At 36.6% G+C, this 18,752-nt stretch carries 22 protein-coding genes and 1 tRNA gene; 18 read left to right on the top strand and 5 right to left on the bottom strand.

All coding sequences use genetic code 11. The features are described 5' to 3' along the window. Nucleotides 1-104: 104 nt before the first annotated feature. From C7K43_RS09850 to C7K43_RS09835, 4 genes are all read right to left on the bottom strand, one after another. Nucleotides 105-569 carry a PTS sugar transporter subunit IIA gene (locus tag C7K43_RS09850; RefSeq protein ID WP_124006682.1) on the bottom strand — a complete coding sequence of 155 codons (465 nt, stop codon included), beginning with the start codon at nucleotides 567-569 and terminating at the stop codon, nucleotides 105-107. Nucleotides 570-657: 88 nt separating this feature from the next. Continuing rightward, nucleotides 658-1,323 (bottom strand): type 1 glutamine amidotransferase, encoded by a 666-nt coding sequence (locus tag C7K43_RS09845; protein ID WP_124007279.1) that lies wholly within the window; start codon nucleotides 1,321-1,323, stop codon nucleotides 658-660. 13 nt (nucleotides 1,324-1,336) lie between these two features. Continuing rightward, on the bottom strand, nucleotides 1,337-2,689 hold the full coding sequence (locus C7K43_RS09840) for a Mur ligase family protein (protein WP_124006681.1): 1,353 nt from the start codon (nucleotides 2,687-2,689) through the stop codon (nucleotides 1,337-1,339). Nucleotides 2,690-2,860: 171 nt separating this feature from the next. Further along, nucleotides 2,861-4,267: a TrkH family potassium uptake protein gene (locus tag C7K43_RS09835; protein WP_124006680.1), complete on the bottom strand. Its 1,407-nt coding sequence runs from the start codon at nucleotides 4,265-4,267 to the stop codon at nucleotides 2,861-2,863. Nucleotides 4,268-4,487: 220 nt separating this feature from the next. Between C7K43_RS09835 and lepB the strand changes: the two genes are divergently transcribed. The 13 genes from lepB (at nucleotide 4,488) to upp (ending at nucleotide 15,522) form a co-directional block, all read left to right on the top strand. Further along, entirely contained in the window at nucleotides 4,488-5,060 is a 573-nt protein-coding gene (gene lepB / locus C7K43_RS09830; RefSeq protein ID WP_124006679.1) for a signal peptidase I, read from the top strand. 23 nt (nucleotides 5,061-5,083) lie between these two features. After that, nucleotides 5,084-5,476: an OsmC family protein gene (locus C7K43_RS09825; protein WP_124006678.1), complete on the top strand. Its 393-nt coding sequence runs from the start codon at nucleotides 5,084-5,086 to the stop codon at nucleotides 5,474-5,476. Between the two features lie 111 nt (nucleotides 5,477-5,587). Next, nucleotides 5,588-7,339: a DNA helicase RecQ gene (gene recQ / locus C7K43_RS09820; RefSeq protein WP_124006677.1), complete on the top strand. Its 1,752-nt coding sequence runs from the start codon at nucleotides 5,588-5,590 to the stop codon at nucleotides 7,337-7,339. Between the two features lie 192 nt (nucleotides 7,340-7,531). After that, nucleotides 7,532-7,948, top strand: a complete 417-nt coding sequence (locus C7K43_RS09815; RefSeq protein ID WP_124006676.1) for an Hsp20/alpha crystallin family protein — start codon at nucleotides 7,532-7,534, stop codon at nucleotides 7,946-7,948. A gap of 337 nt (nucleotides 7,949-8,285) precedes the next feature. Beyond that, nucleotides 8,286-8,813 carry a GNAT family N-acetyltransferase gene (locus tag C7K43_RS09810; RefSeq protein WP_124006675.1) on the top strand — a complete coding sequence of 176 codons (528 nt, stop codon included), beginning with the start codon at nucleotides 8,286-8,288 and terminating at the stop codon, nucleotides 8,811-8,813. Between the two features lie 4 nt (nucleotides 8,814-8,817). Continuing rightward, on the top strand, nucleotides 8,818-9,216 hold the full coding sequence (locus C7K43_RS09805) for a GNAT family N-acetyltransferase (RefSeq protein ID WP_124006674.1): 399 nt from the start codon (nucleotides 8,818-8,820) through the stop codon (nucleotides 9,214-9,216). Nucleotides 9,217-9,218: 2 nt separating this feature from the next. Continuing rightward, the gene (locus C7K43_RS09800; RefSeq protein WP_124006673.1) at nucleotides 9,219-9,614 is read left to right on the top strand and encodes a GNAT family N-acetyltransferase; all 396 of its coding nucleotides are present in this window, start codon (nucleotides 9,219-9,221) and stop codon (nucleotides 9,612-9,614) included. A gap of 157 nt (nucleotides 9,615-9,771) precedes the next feature. After that, a complete protein-coding gene (locus C7K43_RS09795; RefSeq protein ID WP_124006672.1) occupies nucleotides 9,772-10,341 on the top strand; it encodes a thymidine kinase in 570 nt (189 codons plus the stop codon). Between the two features lie 16 nt (nucleotides 10,342-10,357). Then, a complete protein-coding gene (gene prfA / locus C7K43_RS09790; protein WP_124006671.1) occupies nucleotides 10,358-11,434 on the top strand; it encodes a peptide chain release factor 1 in 1,077 nt (358 codons plus the stop codon). After that, the gene (gene prmC / locus C7K43_RS09785) at nucleotides 11,427-12,269 is read left to right on the top strand and encodes a peptide chain release factor N(5)-glutamine methyltransferase (protein WP_124006670.1); all 843 of its coding nucleotides are present in this window, start codon (nucleotides 11,427-11,429) and stop codon (nucleotides 12,267-12,269) included. The genes prfA and prmC overlap by 8 nt, the downstream gene beginning before the upstream one ends. Nucleotides 12,270-12,470: 201 nt before the next feature. Next, nucleotides 12,471-13,496 (top strand): L-threonylcarbamoyladenylate synthase, encoded by a 1,026-nt coding sequence (locus tag C7K43_RS09780; RefSeq protein ID WP_124006669.1) that lies wholly within the window; start codon nucleotides 12,471-12,473, stop codon nucleotides 13,494-13,496. Between the two features lie 61 nt (nucleotides 13,497-13,557). Then, a complete protein-coding gene (glyA, locus tag C7K43_RS09775; protein ID WP_124006668.1) occupies nucleotides 13,558-14,799 on the top strand; it encodes a serine hydroxymethyltransferase in 1,242 nt (413 codons plus the stop codon). Nucleotides 14,800-14,892: 93 nt separating this feature from the next. Further along, on the top strand, nucleotides 14,893-15,522 hold the full coding sequence (upp, locus tag C7K43_RS09770; RefSeq protein ID WP_124006667.1) for a uracil phosphoribosyltransferase: 630 nt from the start codon (nucleotides 14,893-14,895) through the stop codon (nucleotides 15,520-15,522). Between the two features lie 41 nt (nucleotides 15,523-15,563). Here the strand turns inward: upp and C7K43_RS09765 are convergent, their stop codons facing one another. Then, nucleotides 15,564-15,803: a hypothetical protein gene (locus tag C7K43_RS09765; protein WP_124006666.1), complete on the bottom strand. Its 240-nt coding sequence runs from the start codon at nucleotides 15,801-15,803 to the stop codon at nucleotides 15,564-15,566. 119 nt (nucleotides 15,804-15,922) lie between these two features. On the opposite strand from C7K43_RS09765, the gene C7K43_RS09760 reads away from it, so the two are divergent. The 5 genes from C7K43_RS09760 to C7K43_RS09740 all read left to right on the top strand — a co-directional run bounded on the left by C7K43_RS09760 (nucleotide 15,923) and on the right by C7K43_RS09740 (nucleotide 18,723). Next, a tRNA-Thr gene (locus C7K43_RS09760) sits at nucleotides 15,923-15,995 on the top strand. A gap of 337 nt (nucleotides 15,996-16,332) precedes the next feature. Continuing rightward, nucleotides 16,333-16,698 (top strand): DUF3021 family protein, encoded by a 366-nt coding sequence (locus C7K43_RS09755; RefSeq protein WP_124006665.1) that lies wholly within the window; start codon nucleotides 16,333-16,335, stop codon nucleotides 16,696-16,698. A gap of 123 nt (nucleotides 16,699-16,821) precedes the next feature. After that, nucleotides 16,822-18,000 (top strand): FtsW/RodA/SpoVE family cell cycle protein, encoded by a 1,179-nt coding sequence (locus C7K43_RS09750; protein ID WP_124006664.1) that lies wholly within the window; start codon nucleotides 16,822-16,824, stop codon nucleotides 17,998-18,000. Between the two features lie 25 nt (nucleotides 18,001-18,025). Then, nucleotides 18,026-18,388: an arsenate reductase family protein gene (locus C7K43_RS09745; protein ID WP_124006663.1), complete on the top strand. Its 363-nt coding sequence runs from the start codon at nucleotides 18,026-18,028 to the stop codon at nucleotides 18,386-18,388. Continuing rightward, nucleotides 18,385-18,723: a glycine cleavage system H family protein gene (locus tag C7K43_RS09740; RefSeq protein ID WP_124006662.1), complete on the top strand. Its 339-nt coding sequence runs from the start codon at nucleotides 18,385-18,387 to the stop codon at nucleotides 18,721-18,723. The genes C7K43_RS09745 and C7K43_RS09740 overlap by 4 nt, the downstream gene beginning before the upstream one ends. The last annotated feature ends 29 nt before the right edge of the window (nucleotides 18,724-18,752 follow it).

Here is an 18,752-nt window from a genome sequence, read left to right as displayed (position 1 = left end):
CATTGGTCAATGTAATTTATAGTCAATGTCGTTTAGTAAAATAATAATCATTTATATCTCAATAAAAAAGATATGCAAGCGACCTTGCATACCTCTTTTTCTAATTAATCTAATTCAAATAGTTCATCATTAGCTTTGACTGTTTTTTCTTCCACTGTTGGGAATTCTTTTTCTTCTGGAAATAAGACCATAAGAGTGTCCGCTTTTTCGTGTTCTTTTAAATAGGCGCGATCCATCCGAGCTAAAAGAGTATCGGTTTGTACTTTATCATCGACGTCAACAAATACTTCAAAACCTTCGCCTTTTAGTTCTACGGTATCAATACCAAAATGGAGTAGAACATCTTTATCATCCTTGGTTTTCAAGCCGATCGCATGTTTTGTCGGAAAAACATTGGTAACTGTTCCTTCAACAGGAGAATAAATATCATCTGAAGAAGGCAAAACAGCGATCCCAGGCCCCATCATTCCTTGAGAAAAAACTGGATCCTCGACTTTTGATAGTGGGACTAGTTGTCCATCAGCGGGGCTGTGTAAAACGGTTTTTTTCTTTTTTAAAAAAGAAAACATAGTTAGTAACTCCCTTCAATTAGTAAAATAAATTATTAAGTGCTATTACTAACAGTATAAAGGTTAATTTATAATAAAAAAAGTCTTTTTATTGAGAAACGAGTAAATCAGCTTTTTTTCCATATTTATTTACCAAGGCAGTATTGATCAACCGTTTGGCTAAGTTTTCGTTTCTTGCCAATATAGGCCCATGGAAATAAGAACAAAATACATTGTGGTAACTAGCCCCTTCTGTCTGGTCTTCTCCATTATTTCCGTAACCTTCAATGATTTTACCGAGGGGTTTTTCGTCTTTTCCTAAAATGGTACGCCCATTATGGTTTTCAAAGCCGACATAGGTTTCATCAAATTCCTCATTATAGATCTTGATATCGCCGATAAAGCGGTTATTATCTTGACTTAATGTGTAATGATCTAATGCGGAGATGCCTTGGATTTTTTCACCATGTGCTCCGGTATAGTAGTGTCCTAATAATTGATAACCACCGCAAATGGCTAGCATTACACCATCGTTTTCGATGTATTCGATCAAACTTTCTTTTTTGGCTTGGATATCCTTTGAAACAATGTATTGTTCAAAGTCTTGTCCACCGCCAAAAAATACTAAATCATAACGCTTTGGATCAAATGGTTCATGGAGACTGACGATTTCGGTTTCTAAGGTAACACCCATTTGTTTGGCAACATAGCCGAGCATTAAGATGTTTCCATTATCGCCATAAGTATTTAATAGGTTGCCATAAAGATGGGCCATTTTTAGATGATAATCAACCACGTTCCATTCCTCCTTTCATATAACCCTTATCTGCCAGTTTTTTACGTAACTGCAAAACAGCAGTATAAGTAGACAAAATATAAACATGTTCGGTAGGTAATTGCTTGATTTGCTCAATCACTTCATCTAAACTTTGTGTTTCTGTTAGTTTATCTTCAGGAATACCTGCGACTTTTAAGCGTTTAGTCATATCTTCATGGCGTTCTCCGCCTGCGATTACCTTGGGAATATCTGTTGTACTAAAAGCTTCGTAGTTACCATCCCAGATCCAACTAATATCAGTGCCGTCTGCATAATTAGCATTTAGTAATGAAACAAGTGAAAAAGAGTAAGGAGATAAGCCAATCATATCGATTACTTGATTTAACCCTACTGGATTTTTCACTAGAACTAAGGTGCATTTTTTGCCATCGATTTCCACCACTTCTTGCCGGCCGAAAACTTTTTCGTCAAAGCCAATGCCTTTACGGATTTTTTCTGGGGCGACGTGATAATACTCTGCTACAGCTGTGGCAGCTAAGGCATTGTAGATGTTATACATACCGCCGACTTCTAATTTATAGTCATTATGGTCAATCGTAAATTCTGCAGAAGTGTTGGTCATATTGCTTAAATTAGTTAATTTATAGTCTAAATCAGGACGTGTAAATCCACAATTAGGACAGTAGTATTTACCTAGGTTTGCATAGGTAATCATTTTATAGTGTAAAATGTGTTGGCATTTAGGGCATAAAACCCCATCTGTATTGTAGTGCGCCATTTGTTCTTGATCTGCTTGATGGTCAAAGCCATAATATTTTCTAGGATTTACCGTTTCAAGCGAATTGAAGATTGGTGAATCACCGTTGGCTAAAATGGTTGCTTCTGGCGATTTTGCTGCGCCGTCTACGATCATTTGATACGTCGTGTAAATTTCGCCATACCGGTCCATTTGGTCACGGAAAATATTTGTAAAAACAAATAACTCAGGTTTAATAAAATCAGTCACTTTACTTAAACTTGCTTCATCAATTTCTAAAACAGCAAATTTCTTTTGCTCTTTTTTAGGTTTAGCAGAAAGAAAAGTAGAAACGATTCCCTGTACCATGTTAGCCCCTGTTGGGTTGGTTAATACATTATCAAATTCTTGTTGTAAAATATTAACAGTTAATGCAGTTGTTAGTGTTTTACCATTTGTCCCTGTGACTACTACAACCTTATAGTCTTTAGCTAAATGATCTAAAATAGCTGGGTCAACTTTTAATGCTAATTTACCAGGCAAACTCGAACCACCCTTGGTAAAAGTCTTTAAAAACCATTGCGAACTTTTTCCCACAAAAGAAGCAATATAACTTCGGATTCCCATGTCAAACCTCCATCGTATAAACATAAATTCAATTTATCTTACCACATCTTAAAAAAAAGATTAAACCAATTTTCTTGTTCTTAAGAAATTGAAAACAATTTTTATTTATAGCTAAGCTAAAAAAAGAAAAAAAGCGAGTGACACCCGCTTTTTCCTTTTTGTTTTATTTGGTCAACCAATAATAATTTTTTCAGTTGGATAACGATAACCTAAATCACGAGGTTTTTTCGGAATGAACAACATTAACGTATACAACATACCGACCCGACCAATAAACATTAAAATTGCGATAGTTAACTTTCCGATGGTAGTTAAATCATCGGTTATACCTAGGGATAAACCTGTTGTCCCAAAAGCGGAAGTAACTTCAACGATAATAGAGATCAATGAAGCGTCTTCGATTGCAGTTAAGAAAATAACACAACTAAAGCACATAATTAAAGATAGCATAAAAACGACCATCGATTTACGAACATCTTCTTCATCGATGTTGCGGCCAAAAATTTTGATATGATGTTCGCCCTTTAGAAATGAATAAAGGTAAAGTCCGATGATCATTATGGTTGTTGTACGGACACCGCCACCTACTGAGCTGGGACTACAACCAATAAACATCAATAAAGCAAAAACAATCAGGGTGGTCGTTTGAAAATTATTTAAATCATGAATCTGTAAGCCAGCGTTACGAGTCGTAATCGAATAAAACATACTATTAACGCCTTGTCCAATGGCATTCATATTACTGAATAAGTGGTTTTTTTCTAGGAGGAAAATCACCACAGTACCACCAATAAACAAAATTACCGAAGAAAACAAAGCGATTTTGGTAAATAAAGAGAAACGAAAGTGGAAAGGATTCGGTTCTTTAGAAAATTTGTCAGAAAGCCACTCTTTAACGTCCATCAAGACTGGAAAACCAATCCCGCCGATAAAAATTAAAACCATGATGGCTAATAAAAATAAGAAATCGTTGGCATAAGGTAAGACCGAATGACCAGTAATATCAAATCCTGAATTTGTTACCGATGAAATAGCTTCGTAAAAGCCGTAATAAAGGGCATCTAGCCAATGTTCATAATAACCATTTAATTTTAAATATAGGCTAAAACCGATACCACTAAAAATTTGCAGACCTAATATAATTGTAAAGGTCGTTCGAATTAAACGTACGATGCCACTCAATCGTGGTTGATTCATATCGGTCATAATCAATTGCCGCTGTTTTAAGGTGATTTTTCGTTTTGAGATAATAAAGAAAAAGGTGGAGATCATCATAATACCTAAGCCACCGACTTGAAAGAGGATTTCTAATAGAATAACCCCTTGCTCATTAAATACCTCTTTGATTGGAAATGTTGAGAGTCCGGTGACGCTAATGGTACTGACAGCCATAAAAAACATATCGATAAAGGGCACATGGGAACCAGGCTGGCGAAACATAGGTAAATAAAATAGTGTTAATGCGAGCATTGTCATCAGAATATAATAGGACACGATAATTTGAACAGAAGATAGTTTATGTCCTCTCAAGAATTTACCTTTATTCCAAATATCCTGGGCGAAAAGTTTCACCGACATTCCAAAGACTCCATTTCTTATAGATTACCCACAGTATAACAAAAATGAAAACTCATTCCAGATACTTGCATCAGAAAATATAAAAAATAGAATTCTAAAGTTTTTTAAGAGAAAGAAATGTTCTTTTCCTTAATGTTTTATGCTGTGATATACTTATGCAGTATAATAACTTTAAAAGAAATGGATGAAATTTTATTAAAATCAATAAGGAGTTTATATTTTGAAAGAATTTATAAAAAATTGGGGCATCTTTTTTTTAATCCTTGTGGTCTTCTGGGCCTTATATATATTTGTGATTACGCCAGTTTCGGTTAATGGTCATTCTATGGACCCAACGTTAGCAGATGGCCAAAAATTGATCACTTACAAGTTGTCCACTATCAATCGTTTTGATATCGTAACGACCAAAGAACCTGATGACTTAGATAAATTAGCTGTTAAACGAGTAATTGGCTTGCCTGGCGATCGTGTGCAAATGCAAGATGACGTACTTACGATTAATGGAGAAGAAGTAGATGAGTCTTATTTGGAACCTTACCAACAAGAGTTTGCTGAAGATCAATTACAATCAGCGTATAGCTATAACCCAGCTTTTCAAGAAATTGCTGAGAACGCCGATGCATTTACAAGTGATTTCACTTATGTAGTTCCTGAAAATAATTATTTTGTTTTAGGTGATAATCGTTTAATTTCCAAAGATAGTCGAGCGTTTGGTTTTGTAGACCAGTCGATGATTGAAGGCGAAGCGGTCCTTCGCTACTGGCCGTTAAATGAAATTTCAACTATGAGATAAATAAGGATAACTAGGTGTATAAAATGAATGAAAAATCATTATATCTTACTTATCAAGATGACCATTTTGAACTTCCAGTTGATTCTAAGAACTGGATTTTACAACAAACGCAAGGCTATTCACCAGTGGAGATGTTAGCAAGCAGTGTAGCTGCTTGCTGCGGATATGTGTACGTTTCTGTGTTGGAAAATTCGCATGTTCGGCATCTTTTTACAAGGATTACGCTAACTTATGAGCGTGATGAGGCTAAAAAAGCACGGCCTCTTTCTTCTATCGACTTGACATTTTATCTACGCGTTGAAAAAGAATTACAGCCTAAAGCAAGGCATTGTTTAAGATTGGTTTTACCTAATTGTCCGGTCGTTCAATCATTAGATCGTGATTTGGTAATTAATGAGTGTGTGCAGTTTATTTAAATTACGCTTTTTTAAGGCGTATTTTTTTGGGTAAAAAAATAATCTAGAGTAAAAAATCGTTTTAATATTCAAAAGAAGCTTTGCTATAAAAAAACAGAAAGAGGCGTTAGGATGACAGAGTTAACGAAAGTTTTAGAAGAGAAATTCGGGTTTTCTAGCTTTCGCAAAGGGCAAGAAGCGATTATCCAAAAAATTTTAAACAAAGAAAATGTACTCGGTATCATGCCTACTGGCGGCGGGAAATCGGTTTGCTATCAATTGCCAGCGCTTTTATTCGATGGCTTAACCTTGGTCATTTCTCCTTTAATTTCTTTGATGAAAGATCAAGTGGACAGTTTAAACGATATGGGAATTCCGGCTACATTTATTAATAGTTCGCTTTCTTATTCAGAAATAAGTAAACGTCTTGATGCTGCTAAAAAGGGACATATAAAATTACTATACGTTGCACCGGAACGATTGGAATCAAATGAATTTTTGCGGTTGTTAGAAGCAGTAAAAATTGAACTTTTGGCCGTTGATGAGGCTCACTGTATTTCGCAATGGGGACACGATTTTCGTCCCAGTTATTTGAAATTAGCTGAAATGATCCAATCATTTAAACAAAGGCCAACCGTTGTGGCTTTAACTGCTACTGCAACGCAGCAAGTTGCTCAAGACATTTCCCGTTTATTATCAATCTCTCACGAAAATCAAATCAACACTGGTTTTGCACGGGAAAATTTAGCTTTTCAAGTGGTTAAAGAACAAAAAGATAGTTACTTATTTGCTTACCTGAAAATGAATAAAAATCAATCGGGCATTATTTACGCAACTACGAGAAAAGAAGTTGAGCGACTTTATCATTTATTGCAGCACCATGAGTTTTCGGTAGGTATGTATCATGGCGGCATGGACAGGGATGAACGCGCTAAAAGTCAGGAAGACTTCCTATTTGATCGTGTTCAAGTAATGGTGGCAACAAATGCTTTTGGTATGGGAATTAACAAAAGTAACGTACGTTTTGTGATCCATGCGCAAATTCCTGGCAACATTGAGTCTTACTATCAAGAAGCAGGACGTGCAGGCAGAGACGGCTTGCCAAGCGATGCCATTTTGCTTTATGCACCACAAGACTTACAAGTTCAGCATTTTTTTATTGAACAATCCAATTTACCAAACAATTATCAACAAAATGAATATGAAAAGTTACGTGAAATGAACCAGTATGCTCATACGCAATCATGCTTGCAATTCTATATTTTACGATATTTCGGCGAGCACGGGCAGGAGTGTGGCAAATGCAGTAACTGTCTAGACGAAAGAGAAGCAGTTGACATCACACTAGAGACTCAAAAAATATTATCTTGTGTAAAACGAATGAATGAACGCTTCGGCAAAACGCTAGTGGCGAAAGTTCTAACGGGATCAAAAACACAACAAGTTAAAGATTGGCGTTTAGACCAAATATCAACCTATGGCTTAATGAAAGAATGGTCGCAAAAAGAAGTGACTACCTTGATTGATTATCTAACGGCCGAACAGTACTTAACGCTGACTAAAGGAGAGTTTCCAAAACTGATGGTTTCATCAGCAGGGGTTAATGTTTTACTGGGAAAACAAAACGTGTATCGTAAACAAGCTCAAGTGAAGCAATTGGCTGCCGACGATGAAATGTTTGAAAAACTGCGAGCCTTACGCTTGGAGTTAGCACAAGAACAAAATATGCCTCCGTATATTGTTTTTTCAGATAAAACGCTACAAGAATTGGCGCAACAAAAACCAAGCACGCCAGTTGAGTTATTACAGATCAAAGGAATAGGACAAAATAAATTGGATAAGTATGGCGAACGTTTTTTGGCGTTGTTAAACGAAGAACAATGACAATAAAAATATAAATAATTAGCACTATTTGATATAGAGTGCTAATTATTTGACCATTTTTGACTAAGGTTGTATATTAGACTTGTAAGGAAGTTAGAGGACTTCCGGATAAATCGAGATTGAAAAATCCCATTTACAAAAGAAGTTGCCAGTTCTTTTGTAACAAATCAATTAAGAAAGGAAGTAATAAATATGGCAAACTTAATTTCAAGAAACAATGATTTGATGGATATGAGAGATGGTTTTTTCGATAATTTCTTCTCTAATTTTATGGGAAACGATAATTTTCAAGTCGATATCAAGGAAAAAGATAATAGTTATGAAGTAACAGCTGATCTACCAGGGTTTGACAAATCAGATTTGAATGTTACTTACGATGATGGTGTTTTGACAATCGAAGCAACTCGTAATGATGTAACAGAAGATAAAGATGAAGAAGGAAACTTCTTACATCGGGAACGCAATAGCAGTTCCTACCGCCGTCAATTTATGCTAAAAGGCATTGACGATGAAAAAATTGACGCTTCCTTTAAAGATGGTGTTTTGAATTTGAACCTACCAAAAGCACCTGGTGAAGATGAAGACAAGAAAAAAATTGATATTAAATAATTGAAAATGAGTCATCAGTCATCAGTCGTAAAATTAACGGCTGATGGCTTTTTTTATTGTAAAGAAAATCTTTTATTAAATGAAAATGGACCTTCTGTAAGCTATCCTTCGCGCAAATCATTAGCATTTGAAAAATAGTTAAATAATAGGGCTATTCCTAGCTTGAAAATGTATTGAGACAAGTAGTGAATTTTATTTTTCAATGTTATCTAACATACCATTGTTATGGATTTATTCCTCCATAAGGTGTAAATTAAATACAAGAAGCTTAAAAGTTCACAGAGAAAAAATAGTAACTGGTTGTAAAATAGGTTAAACACATAGGAGCTTAAAAAAGATGCAAGGACAAAAAGTTTATTTAGCAGAATTACGTGAGGGTGATGCACAACATTTTGCTGAACAACAATGGGATAAAATGTTTATAGAGGGTTTGAGCGAAGATGTATTCCATCCTTTTCAAGCTGCGGATTGGCAGAAGATGTTTGGCGATGCTTCAAGTAATGAACAGTTTAATTTTACTATCCGGAATGTGGCAGACGATGGGTTGATTGGTTTTGTTTCGTTAAATGATGTGTTGCTCAAAAATCGAAGAGCAGAATTAGGCATTGGTATTCTTTCGGCAAAAAACCGTGGGAAAGGTTATGGCAAAGAAGCACTAGATTTGCTGCTGGAATTTGCCTTTAATCATTTGGGCTTACATAAAGTGAATTTAAGTGTGCATGCCTATAATAAAGGTGCCATTACACTATATGAAAAGCTTGGATTTGTAAAAGAGGGAACGAATCGAAAAGCAATTTTCAAAGATGGATTTTGGATGGATCAATATAATTACGGCCTCTTGGCAGACGAATGGAGGAACAAATAAAGGAATGAAGCTTGAAATTAAAGTCAATGAACCATTAACAGTAGAACAAGTTGCTATGCTTTATCGAGAAACGGAATTTGCTAAGCCGCTAGATGATACAAACCGGCTGCAAGAAATGATTAACCACACGCCTTTAGTATTCAGTGCTTGGAGCGGTGAAAGTTTACTGGGATTTGCGCGCTGTCTCACTGATTTTGAATATTTTTGTTATTTAAGTGATATTTTGATCTTACCTAGTTACCAAAAACAAGGAATTGGCAAAATATTAATAAACGAAATGAAAGAATATTTAGGGACTCGCACCACCATTTCTTTAAGAGCAGATGATGGTGCTTTAGGTTTTTATGAACAAATGGGATTTGAGTCAACGGATAAAATGTATCGAATTCATCGGAGGGGTTAAGGATGATAGAAATTCAAGCAAATAAAAAAATCACGGCAGAAGAATTAATCACGGTGTTTATGAGTTCTGGCATCAATCGTCCCGTTCATGATCAAGCAAGAATGAAACGTATGCTAGATAATGCCAATATTTTGTATACAGCTTGGGATAGCGCTAAGTTGGTGGGCGTACTACGGGGTGTTTCTGATATGTCTTATTGCACATTTGTCTCTGACTTAGCTGTTTTGAAAAACTATCAAGGCCAAGGGATTGGTGCCAAACTGTTAGCTGCTTTAAGAGAGAACCAAGGAGAAAACATTTCGACAGTACTCATATCTGCGCCTAGTGCGACCCATTTTTATCCTAAAGTAGGATTTGAACAAGTAGACCAGGCTTTTAAACAGCAAAGACGCTATTAGGTAAAGTAGTAGTTAGCTAAACAAAGAAAAAATGAATGCAATTATAAGGAACATTTTATTGTTCCTTTTTATTTGGTTAAATTTTAAAAAGCTGGGGGCTGTAAAAAAAGGTTATTTTCAAGTATACTTTTAGAGGAAGTATACGGAGGATGAGAGAATGGCACAATTATTTTTTAAATATGGCGCAATGAATAGTGGTAAATCAATTGAGATCTTAAAAGTTGCCCACAATTATGAAGAACAAGAAAAGCCTGTGGTCTTGATGACAAGCGGGCTAGATACACGAGCAGGTGTTGGACAGGTGGCCAGCCGAATTGGTTTAGAAGAAAAGGCACTACCGATATTTTCAGAAACGAATGTTTATGAGGTTATTGAACAATTAGAGTTCAAGCCGTATTGTATACTTATCGATGAATCTCAATTTTTGAAAAAACATCATGTTTTGGAATTCACGCGTATCGTGGATGAGTTGAAGATTCCCGTTATGGCTTTTGGCTTAAAAAATGATTTTCGTAATGAATTATTTGAAGGGTCAAAGTATTTATTATTATATGCGGATAAAATTGAAGAAATGAAAACTATTTGCTGGTTTTGCCATAAAAAAGCAATCATGAATTTACATTTTATCGATGGAAAGCCAGTGTATGAAGGAGAACAGGTGCAAATTGGCGGCAATGATGCCTATTATCCAGTTTGTCGTCATCATTATTTTCACCCAGAAATTTAGCAAAGGAGAATGTCACGTGTATTACGATCAATTACAGAAAATTGAAGATCGCTATCAAGAGTTAGGCGAATTAATGAGTGATCCCGATGTGATCGCAGATACAAATCGTTTTATGAAGTTGTCTAAGGAAGAAGCGGACCTACGTGAAACGGTGCAAGTTTATCAACGTTATAAAAAAGTAGAAGAAGACATTAGCGAAGATGAAGAAATGTTAAGCGAAAACTTGGATGAAGAAATGTCAGATCTAGCTAAAGAAGAACTAACAGAGCTGAAGAAAGAAAAAGAAGAATTAGAAGATCAAATCAAAATTTTATTACTACCTAAAGACCCCAACGATGATAAAAATATTATCATGGAAATTCGGGGAGCAGCTGGTGGTGATGAAGCCGCATTATTTGCTGGTGATTTATTCAATATGTATCAACATTATGCGGAATCACAAGGTTGGAAGGTTGAAGTGATGGACGCCAATATTACAGGAATTGGTGGCTATAAAGAAGTGATTATGATGATTACTGGCGATAGAGTCTATTCGAAGTTAAAATATGAAAGTGGCGCCCATCGTGTACAGCGTGTGCCAGAAACCGAATCACAAGGACGTGTACACACTTCAACTGCAACTGTAGTCGTTATGCCTGAAGCTGAAGAAGTAGAGTTAAATATTGATGATAAAGAGATCCGGACTGACATTTACCATGCGTCTGGCGCTGGTGGACAACACGTAAATAAGACGGCCTCTGCTGTGCGTTTAACCCATATTCCTACGGGAATTGTGGTTGCTATGCAAGATGAACGTTCACAAATTAAAAACCGCGAAAAAGCAATGAAAGTTTTGCGTGCGCGCGTTTATGATAAATATCAACAAGAAGCACAAAGTGAATATGATGCCAGTCGAAAATCAGCAGTGGGTACTGGCGATCGTTCAGAACGAATTCGTACGTACAATTTCCCGCAAAACCGTGTGACAGACCACCGAATTAATTTGACAATTCAACAGTTAGATAAAATTTTAAGTGGTGAACTAGACGAAATTATCGATGCTTTAGTTTTATACGATCAAACTTCGAAATTGGAAGAGCTGCAAAATGGTTAATAAAACTTATCAAGAAGTCCTGTCATGGGCTTCTTCTTTTTTAGAAGCGCGGGAAAAAGAGGGATATGCGATTCTCTATGTTTTTTTAGCGCGCAAAAATTGGACAAAAACCGATTGGTTATTGCATATGAAAGATATCATGCCCCAAAATGAATATGAGCAATTACAAAGCGACTTAACTCAGTTATTAGATGATTATCCCCCACAATATTTATTAGGCTATGAAGAATTTTTTGGGCGTCGTTTCAAGGTCAATACAGCGACGTTGATCCCCCGTCCTGAAACCGAAGAATTAGTTGACTGGTGTTTGCAAGCTACTGTCAATCAAAAAAACGAAAAGCTTCATGTGGTGGATGTAGGAACAGGTACGGGCGCTATTGCGGCTACCCTAAAATTAGAACGACCTGCTTGGCAGGTAGACGCAGTAGATATTTCCGAAGAAGCTCTTGAAATCGCGCAAATGAATAGCCATTTGTTAGAAGCAAATGTAAGATTTTACCTAGGGAATACCTTAGAGCCTATCGATCAGCCTATCGATATTTTGATTGCTAATCCGCCTTATATTAGTCAAGATGAGTGGTCATTAATGGATTTAAGCGTTCGTCAATATGAACCTCAAATTGCTTTATTTGCTGAAAATAATGGATTAGCGATCTATCAAAAGATTGCTCAGCAAGCACAGGAAAAACTAGTTAAGCAAGGGATGATTTTTTTAGAAATTGGTTTTAACCAAGGTAAAGCGGTAGAAAAAATTTTTCAAAAAAGTTTCCCTCAAAAAAAAGTTCAGCGTAAAAAAGATTTATCGGGAAACGATCGGATGTTAGCTGTGTATTAGTTATCCACAGCCTTGTGGGTAAAAGTAATTTTCACTTCTTTTGCGTCGTGAAAAAAGTAGAGTATACAGAAGTTTTAGCAATTTTTAAGTTATGAACAAGGAAATGCACAATTAAACAGAGGGTTATCCACAAATTGTGCATAACTTGTTCAAAACTGTTGATAACTTGATGTTAATTAAATGAAAGGATGTGGATAAACTGTGGAAACAAGACGATGGACAGTAAGCGAAATAGATGAAGCTGCACAGATTTTAAAAGAAGGTGGTTTGGTAGCTTTTCCCACCGAGACCGTGTACGGTTTAGGCGCAAATGCGATGATATCATGCTCAGTTCGTCGTGTGTTTGATGTAAAGGGACGGCCTAGTGATAATCCGTTGATTGTTCATGTTAGTAGTTTTGAACAAGTCAAAGATTACGTGACCGACTTTCATCCTTATGCACAAAAACTAGTGGATATGTATTGGCCAGGTCCATTAACGTTGGTATGCAAGGTGAAACCAGACCTATTTGCTAAAGAGGTCTCTGCCGGATTGCCTACGGTTTCATTTCGTATGCCGGATGATGAAGATACCTTACTATTACTTAAAAAGGCGGGGGTACCCGCAGTAGGTCCGAGCGCTAATACCTCGGGAAAACCTAGCCCTACAACTTATGAACATGTTTACCACGATTTGCATGGTAAAATTGAGGGGATTTTAGACGATGGTTCTACTAAGATTGGGGTAGAATCTACCGTGTTAGATATCAGTGACCCCGAGCAAGCACCTATGATTTTACGTCCGGGCGCCATTACTAAAGAACAAATTAAACAAGACTTAGGAATTGAAGTTAGCTATGATAGACACTTGTTAAAAACCTCCGAAGCACCAAAATCTCCTGGTATGAAGTATAAGCATTATGCACCGGACACGGAAGTTTTAATGGTCAAAGAACAAGATTGGCCAGCTGCAATTACCTGGGTAAAAGAGAATCACCTATGTGCAGGCGTATTGGCTGGACCAGCTGTGTGCGATAAAGTCCGTGCGGATACAGCAGCGACTTTTTCTTATAATGGCAATAGTGTAGCAGCAGCGACGAAAGGATTATATGCTGGTTTGCGAGCATTAGATGAAACTCAGCTGCGCTTAGACGTTATTTTGGCAGCAGCTTTCCCAGAAGAAGATTTGGGTGTGGCTTATATGAACCGTTTGAAGAAGGCTGCGTCGCAAAAGTATTTTGAAGGTTAAGAAAGATTTCTTAATTTTCCTATGGTACAATGCTATCAAAAGTAAAAGGGGTGTTTTTGACATGGCTATAAAAGATTTTGATTTAGAAATCGGTACTGCGATTGAAGATGAAGCTAACCGTCAGCAAAATAATTTAGAATTGATTGCCTCAGAAAATATCGTCTCAAAAACAGTGATGGAAGCTCAAGGCAGCATTTTAACAAACAAATATGCAGAAGGCTATCCTGGACGTCGTTATTACGGTGGATGTGAATTTATAGATGTTATCGAAAATTTAGCGATTGAACGTGCTAAAAAAATATTCGGCGCTAAATTCGCTAATGTTCAGCCACATTCCGGTTCACAAGCGAACACGGCAGCTTATTTATCCTTGATTGAAGAAGGAGATACTGTTCTAGGGATGGACTTATCTGCAGGTGGTCACCTGACACATGGATCTCCAGTAAATTTTAGTGGTAAAACCTACCATTTTGTCAGCTATGGCGTTGATCCTAAAACAGAAATGATCGATATTGACAATGTGCGTGCTTTAGCCCACAAACATCAACCAAAACTTATTGTTGCCGGAGCAAGTGCTTATTCTCGCATGATTGATTTTGCTGCATTTAAAGAAATTGCAGATGAAGTTGATGCCAAACTAATGGTTGACATGGCGCATATTGCAGGACTAGTTGCTAGCGGCCTTCACCCAAGCCCAATTCCTTATGCGGATATTACGACGACAACGACACATAAAACGTTGCGCGGTCCTCGTGGCGGGATGATTCTGACTAATGACGAAGCGTTAGCTAAAAAGGTAAACAGTAATGTATTTCCAGGAATTCAAGGAGGACCTTTGGAACATGTGATTGCAGGAAAAGCAGTTGCTTTCAATGAAGCGTTAGATCCTAGTTTTAAATCATATAGTCAACAAGTCCTCAAGAATGCAAAAGCGATGGAAAAAGTATTTAATCAAGCTGAAAATATTCGACTGGTTTCCGGTGCCACTGACAATCATCTACTTTTAGTCGATGTCACAGATTACGATATGACCGGAAAAGAAGCGGAGAAACTTTTAGATTCTGTTCATATTACGGTCAATAAAAATGCGATTCCCTTTGAAAAATTGAGCCCATTTAAAACAAGTGGTATTCGTGTAGGAACTCCTGCGATCACTAGTCGTGGGTTTAATGAAAGTGAAGCTGCGGAAGTGGCACACTTGATTATAAAAGTCTTGGAAAACAAAGAAAATCAAGCTGTCCTTGACGAAGTAAAAGCTTCAGTCCAAGCGTTGACCGATGCTCATCCACTTTATACGGCTTAGTTTCAAATGGTTAGTAGTTAAACTCTCTTGTAAGTATTTGCTTGTAGTCTATTTTTAGATTACAATAGAGAAAAAATAAAGGAGCCTTAAAAAATGGGAAAATTTCAAGTGATCGATCATCCGTTAATTCAACATAAGTTGACCATTATTCGGGAAAAAGAGTGCGGAACAAAAGTTTTTCGTGAGGTGGTTGATGAGCTCGCTATGCTGATGGCTTACGAAATCTCTCGTGATATGCCAACTGAAAATATCGAGATTGAAACTCCTATCCAACTGACGACACAAAAAACATTGGCTGGCAAAAAAGTAGCTATTGTCCCAATCTTGCGCGCTGGCTTAGGTATGGTCGATGGAATCTTACAACTCATTCCAGCTGCTAAAGTTGGCCATGTTGGTTTGTATCGTGATGAAGAAACCTTAGAACCGCATGAATATTTTGTGAAAATGCCAGAAGATATTGATAGTCGTCAACTACTAGTGGTTGACCCCATGCTTGCAACCGGTGGATCAGCGATTATGGCAATTGATTCATTGAAAAAACGGGGCGCTTCTAATATTAAATTTGTTTGTATCGTTTCTGCTCCAGAAGGTGTTAAAGCCTTGCAAGAAGCTCATCCTGATGTAGATATCTATACAGCTGCGCTAGACGACTACTTAAACGAAGATGGATATATCGTTCCAGGCCTAGGCGATGCTGGCGATCGTTTGTTTGGTACAAAATAATAATAAAAAAAAGTGAATCGATTAAGATTCACTTTTTTTTATTATTCAGTTGGTTTCATCTGTTTGTAATTGATGATAATGACACCATTCGTTTGCCCAATGAGGTCTTGGTTCGAACTTGTTTCGTCAATCTTAATGAGGGCTGAATTCTTCAATTGCTTCGTAATTGTTCCTGTTTCTGACTGGTTATGTACTTCAAACGCTACATGTTCATCAACCGTAAACTCTTTACCTACTTCTGATGGGTCAATGGATGTATCAAATTTACCAAATGTTGCCATATATAAAACCTCCTTAGTTCCATTATAGCATAATTCTTGAAAATTTTCAGACAATAGGCTTTTTTAAAAGTTTTCCTTTACAAATCGCGAAAAGTTTCTTATAATTTCATATGTATTTCGCCAGCTTAGCTCAGTTGGTAGAGCAACGCACTCGTAACGCGTAGGTCGCAGGTTCAAGTCCTGTTGCTGGCACTCCTTAAAACGTTGGTACACTGCTTTTTATAGTAGGTACTAACGTTTTTTATTTTTTCAAAAATTGGTTATGGGGCAGAAAATGGGGCAGAGAATTTGAACTAACTTAGATGAAATAAAAAGCAAAACAGCTGTCCCTCATATGATATACTGAAACAAAAGAAAATAAGGGGTCATTACGAAGCCATGGTAATTTTTGAGTAGGTATAAAAGTATTGTTGTTGGGTGAAATAACAAATGGTTTGTTGTTTACGAAAAGTTAACAGGCATCTCTTTCAATTTATTAATAACGGTTAACTATTGAAAAAGATTTTTACAAAAAGGAAGGAGAAAAACAATGCAATTATTATTGAAAGGATTGTTGCGTGGAAGTATTCCTCTTGTAATGATGTCACTTATTGCGCTTGTTTTGTATATACAAGAAAGAAATATCGAAGCCAGAGGCACGTTTATTTCTGCTTGGATTGCTTTTTGGGTTAGCGCGGCAACGATCATTTATCAAATGGATTCTTGGAGTCTGACAAAGCAAACTCTGATTCATTGTTTTGTCATGTTGCTAACTGTGTTTCCTATTTTAGTATTTAGCGGTTGGTTTCCTGTTGATACTTGGAGCGATATCGTGCGAGTTTTTCTTTTTTTCTTGTTAGTGGGTTTTATCCTATGGATACTGGCTGCTATTTTTCGAAAAATTTTTCATTTTTAACAAAATTGAAGAGAATAAATGGTGCAATTCTAAAATTTTTTTGAATGTCTGAATACAAGGCTTTCTTTTATAATCGATTACCCCTATAATGAAGAAAGTATTTTTTAGGAAAAGAGAGAGCAGATGGAAAAAAGGAACCTTTTTAAAAATGACAACAAAATCGATTATGGCGTAATTCTACCTGTCTTTTTATTATGTTTAATAGGCTTAGCTTCTTTGTATGTTGCGTCTTATCATGACCCGTTAGGAAATACCAACCCTTGGGGTGACGTATTTCAACAGTTAATTTGGTACATTGTTGGAATTGTTGCAGTGATTTGTATTATGCATATCAAGTCAAAGTGGCTTTGGTTGATGGCCAAATACGTATATGCAGCAGGGCTAGTTGTGATGGCATTATTAGTACAATTTTATGATCCAGCTATGCAAAGAGCTACTGGTTCTAAAAACTGGTTTAGTTTAGGTCCTATTACTGTACAACCAGCAGAATTAATGAAGATTGCGATAATTTTAATGCTGGCAATGGTGGTTACTAAACATAATGCTAACTATCAAGTTCGCAATTTAAAGACAGATGGTATTTTGATTGCAAAAATGCTAGCAGTTGTGGCGCCTGTGCTAATTTTAATTACATTACAAGATGATTTTGGAACGATGTTGGTCTTTTTAGCAATTTTTGGTGGTATATTCCTGATGTCTGGAATTTCATGGAAGATTATTTTACCCGTAGTTGCTGTGTTTTTAGTGATCAGTGTGGGGACGATTGTCTTAGTTTTAAATGACGGCGGGCGAGAATTTCTTTCCAATATTGGCCTGTTTTCTGATTATCAATTTGCGCGGATTGATTCCTGGTTAGATCCGTTTCATGACGTTCAAGGGGATTCTATGCAAGTGGCATCGGCTTTAATGGCTATTGGTTCCGGCGGTTTATTTGGTAAGGGATTTAATACTAGTGAAATTGCCGTACAAGTACGCGAATCTGATATGATCTTTTCAGTTATCGGGGAAAACTTTGGTTTTGTTGGTAGTGCATTTGTAGTCTTATTGTATTTTATTTTGATCTATCGGATGATTCGTGTTTGTTTTGATACAAATAATGAATTTTATTCCTATATTGCAACGGGCATTATTATGATGATTTTGTTCCATGTGTTTGAAAACATTGGAGCTAACATCGGTTTGTTACCTTTAACTGGGATTCCTCTTCCGTTTATTAGTCAGGGTGGTTCGGCGCTTTTGAGTAATATGATGGGTGTAGGTTTGATTTTAGCCATGCGTTATCAAGCTGCCAATGAGGATTGATTTAACAAAGACAGGAGCTGAGTAGATGCTAAGATTATACTGGTACCCTAAATGTAGTACCTGTAAGAATGCCCAAAAATGGTTAGAAGAACAGGGAAAAGACGTTGAATTTGTTGATATGATTAAAGAAGTTCCTAGCAAAGAAAAATTAGAAAAATGGGTTAAAGAAAGCGGCTTACCGGTTCGGCGCTTCTTTAATACCAGCGGACAAAAATATCGTGCGTTAGGCTTGAAAGATAAAGTAGACGGGTATACACTTGAGGAAGCTTGTCAGGTACTCTCAACAGATGGTATGTTGATTAAGCGTCCGATTTTAGTTGATAATGAGGATCATTTTTTAACAATCGGGTTCCATGAGAATGATTATGAAGGAGTATTCGCATCATGAAAAAACAATGTTTAAAAAAAGTCGATAATTTATGGGTGCTACATAATGGAAAAGAATATGTTGTAGGTCTGACAAATGAAGCTCAAGATGAACTAGGAAAAATTTCATTTGCTTCACTTCCAAAAGTTGGGCAAACCTATAAAAAAGGGGATACTTTGATCGAACTTGAAGCAGAAAAAGCAATTAGTGAATTTGCCAGCCCTTTATCGGGGATCGTTTCTTCGATCAATGAAAAGGTTGATGAAAATGTAGATGTGTTAAATGATGAAGATGAGCTGAATGCTTGGATTGTTAGCTTGAAAGATGTAGAGCAAACCGAATTTGAATCACTTTAATAGATAAAAACCTTGAGACCTGACGATCT

The sequence above is a fragment of the Tetragenococcus koreensis genome (assembly GCF_003795145.1).
Classification (GTDB): domain Bacteria; phylum Bacillota; class Bacilli; order Lactobacillales; family Enterococcaceae; genus Tetragenococcus; species Tetragenococcus koreensis.
This window is presented reverse-complemented; position numbering and strand designations above follow the sequence as displayed.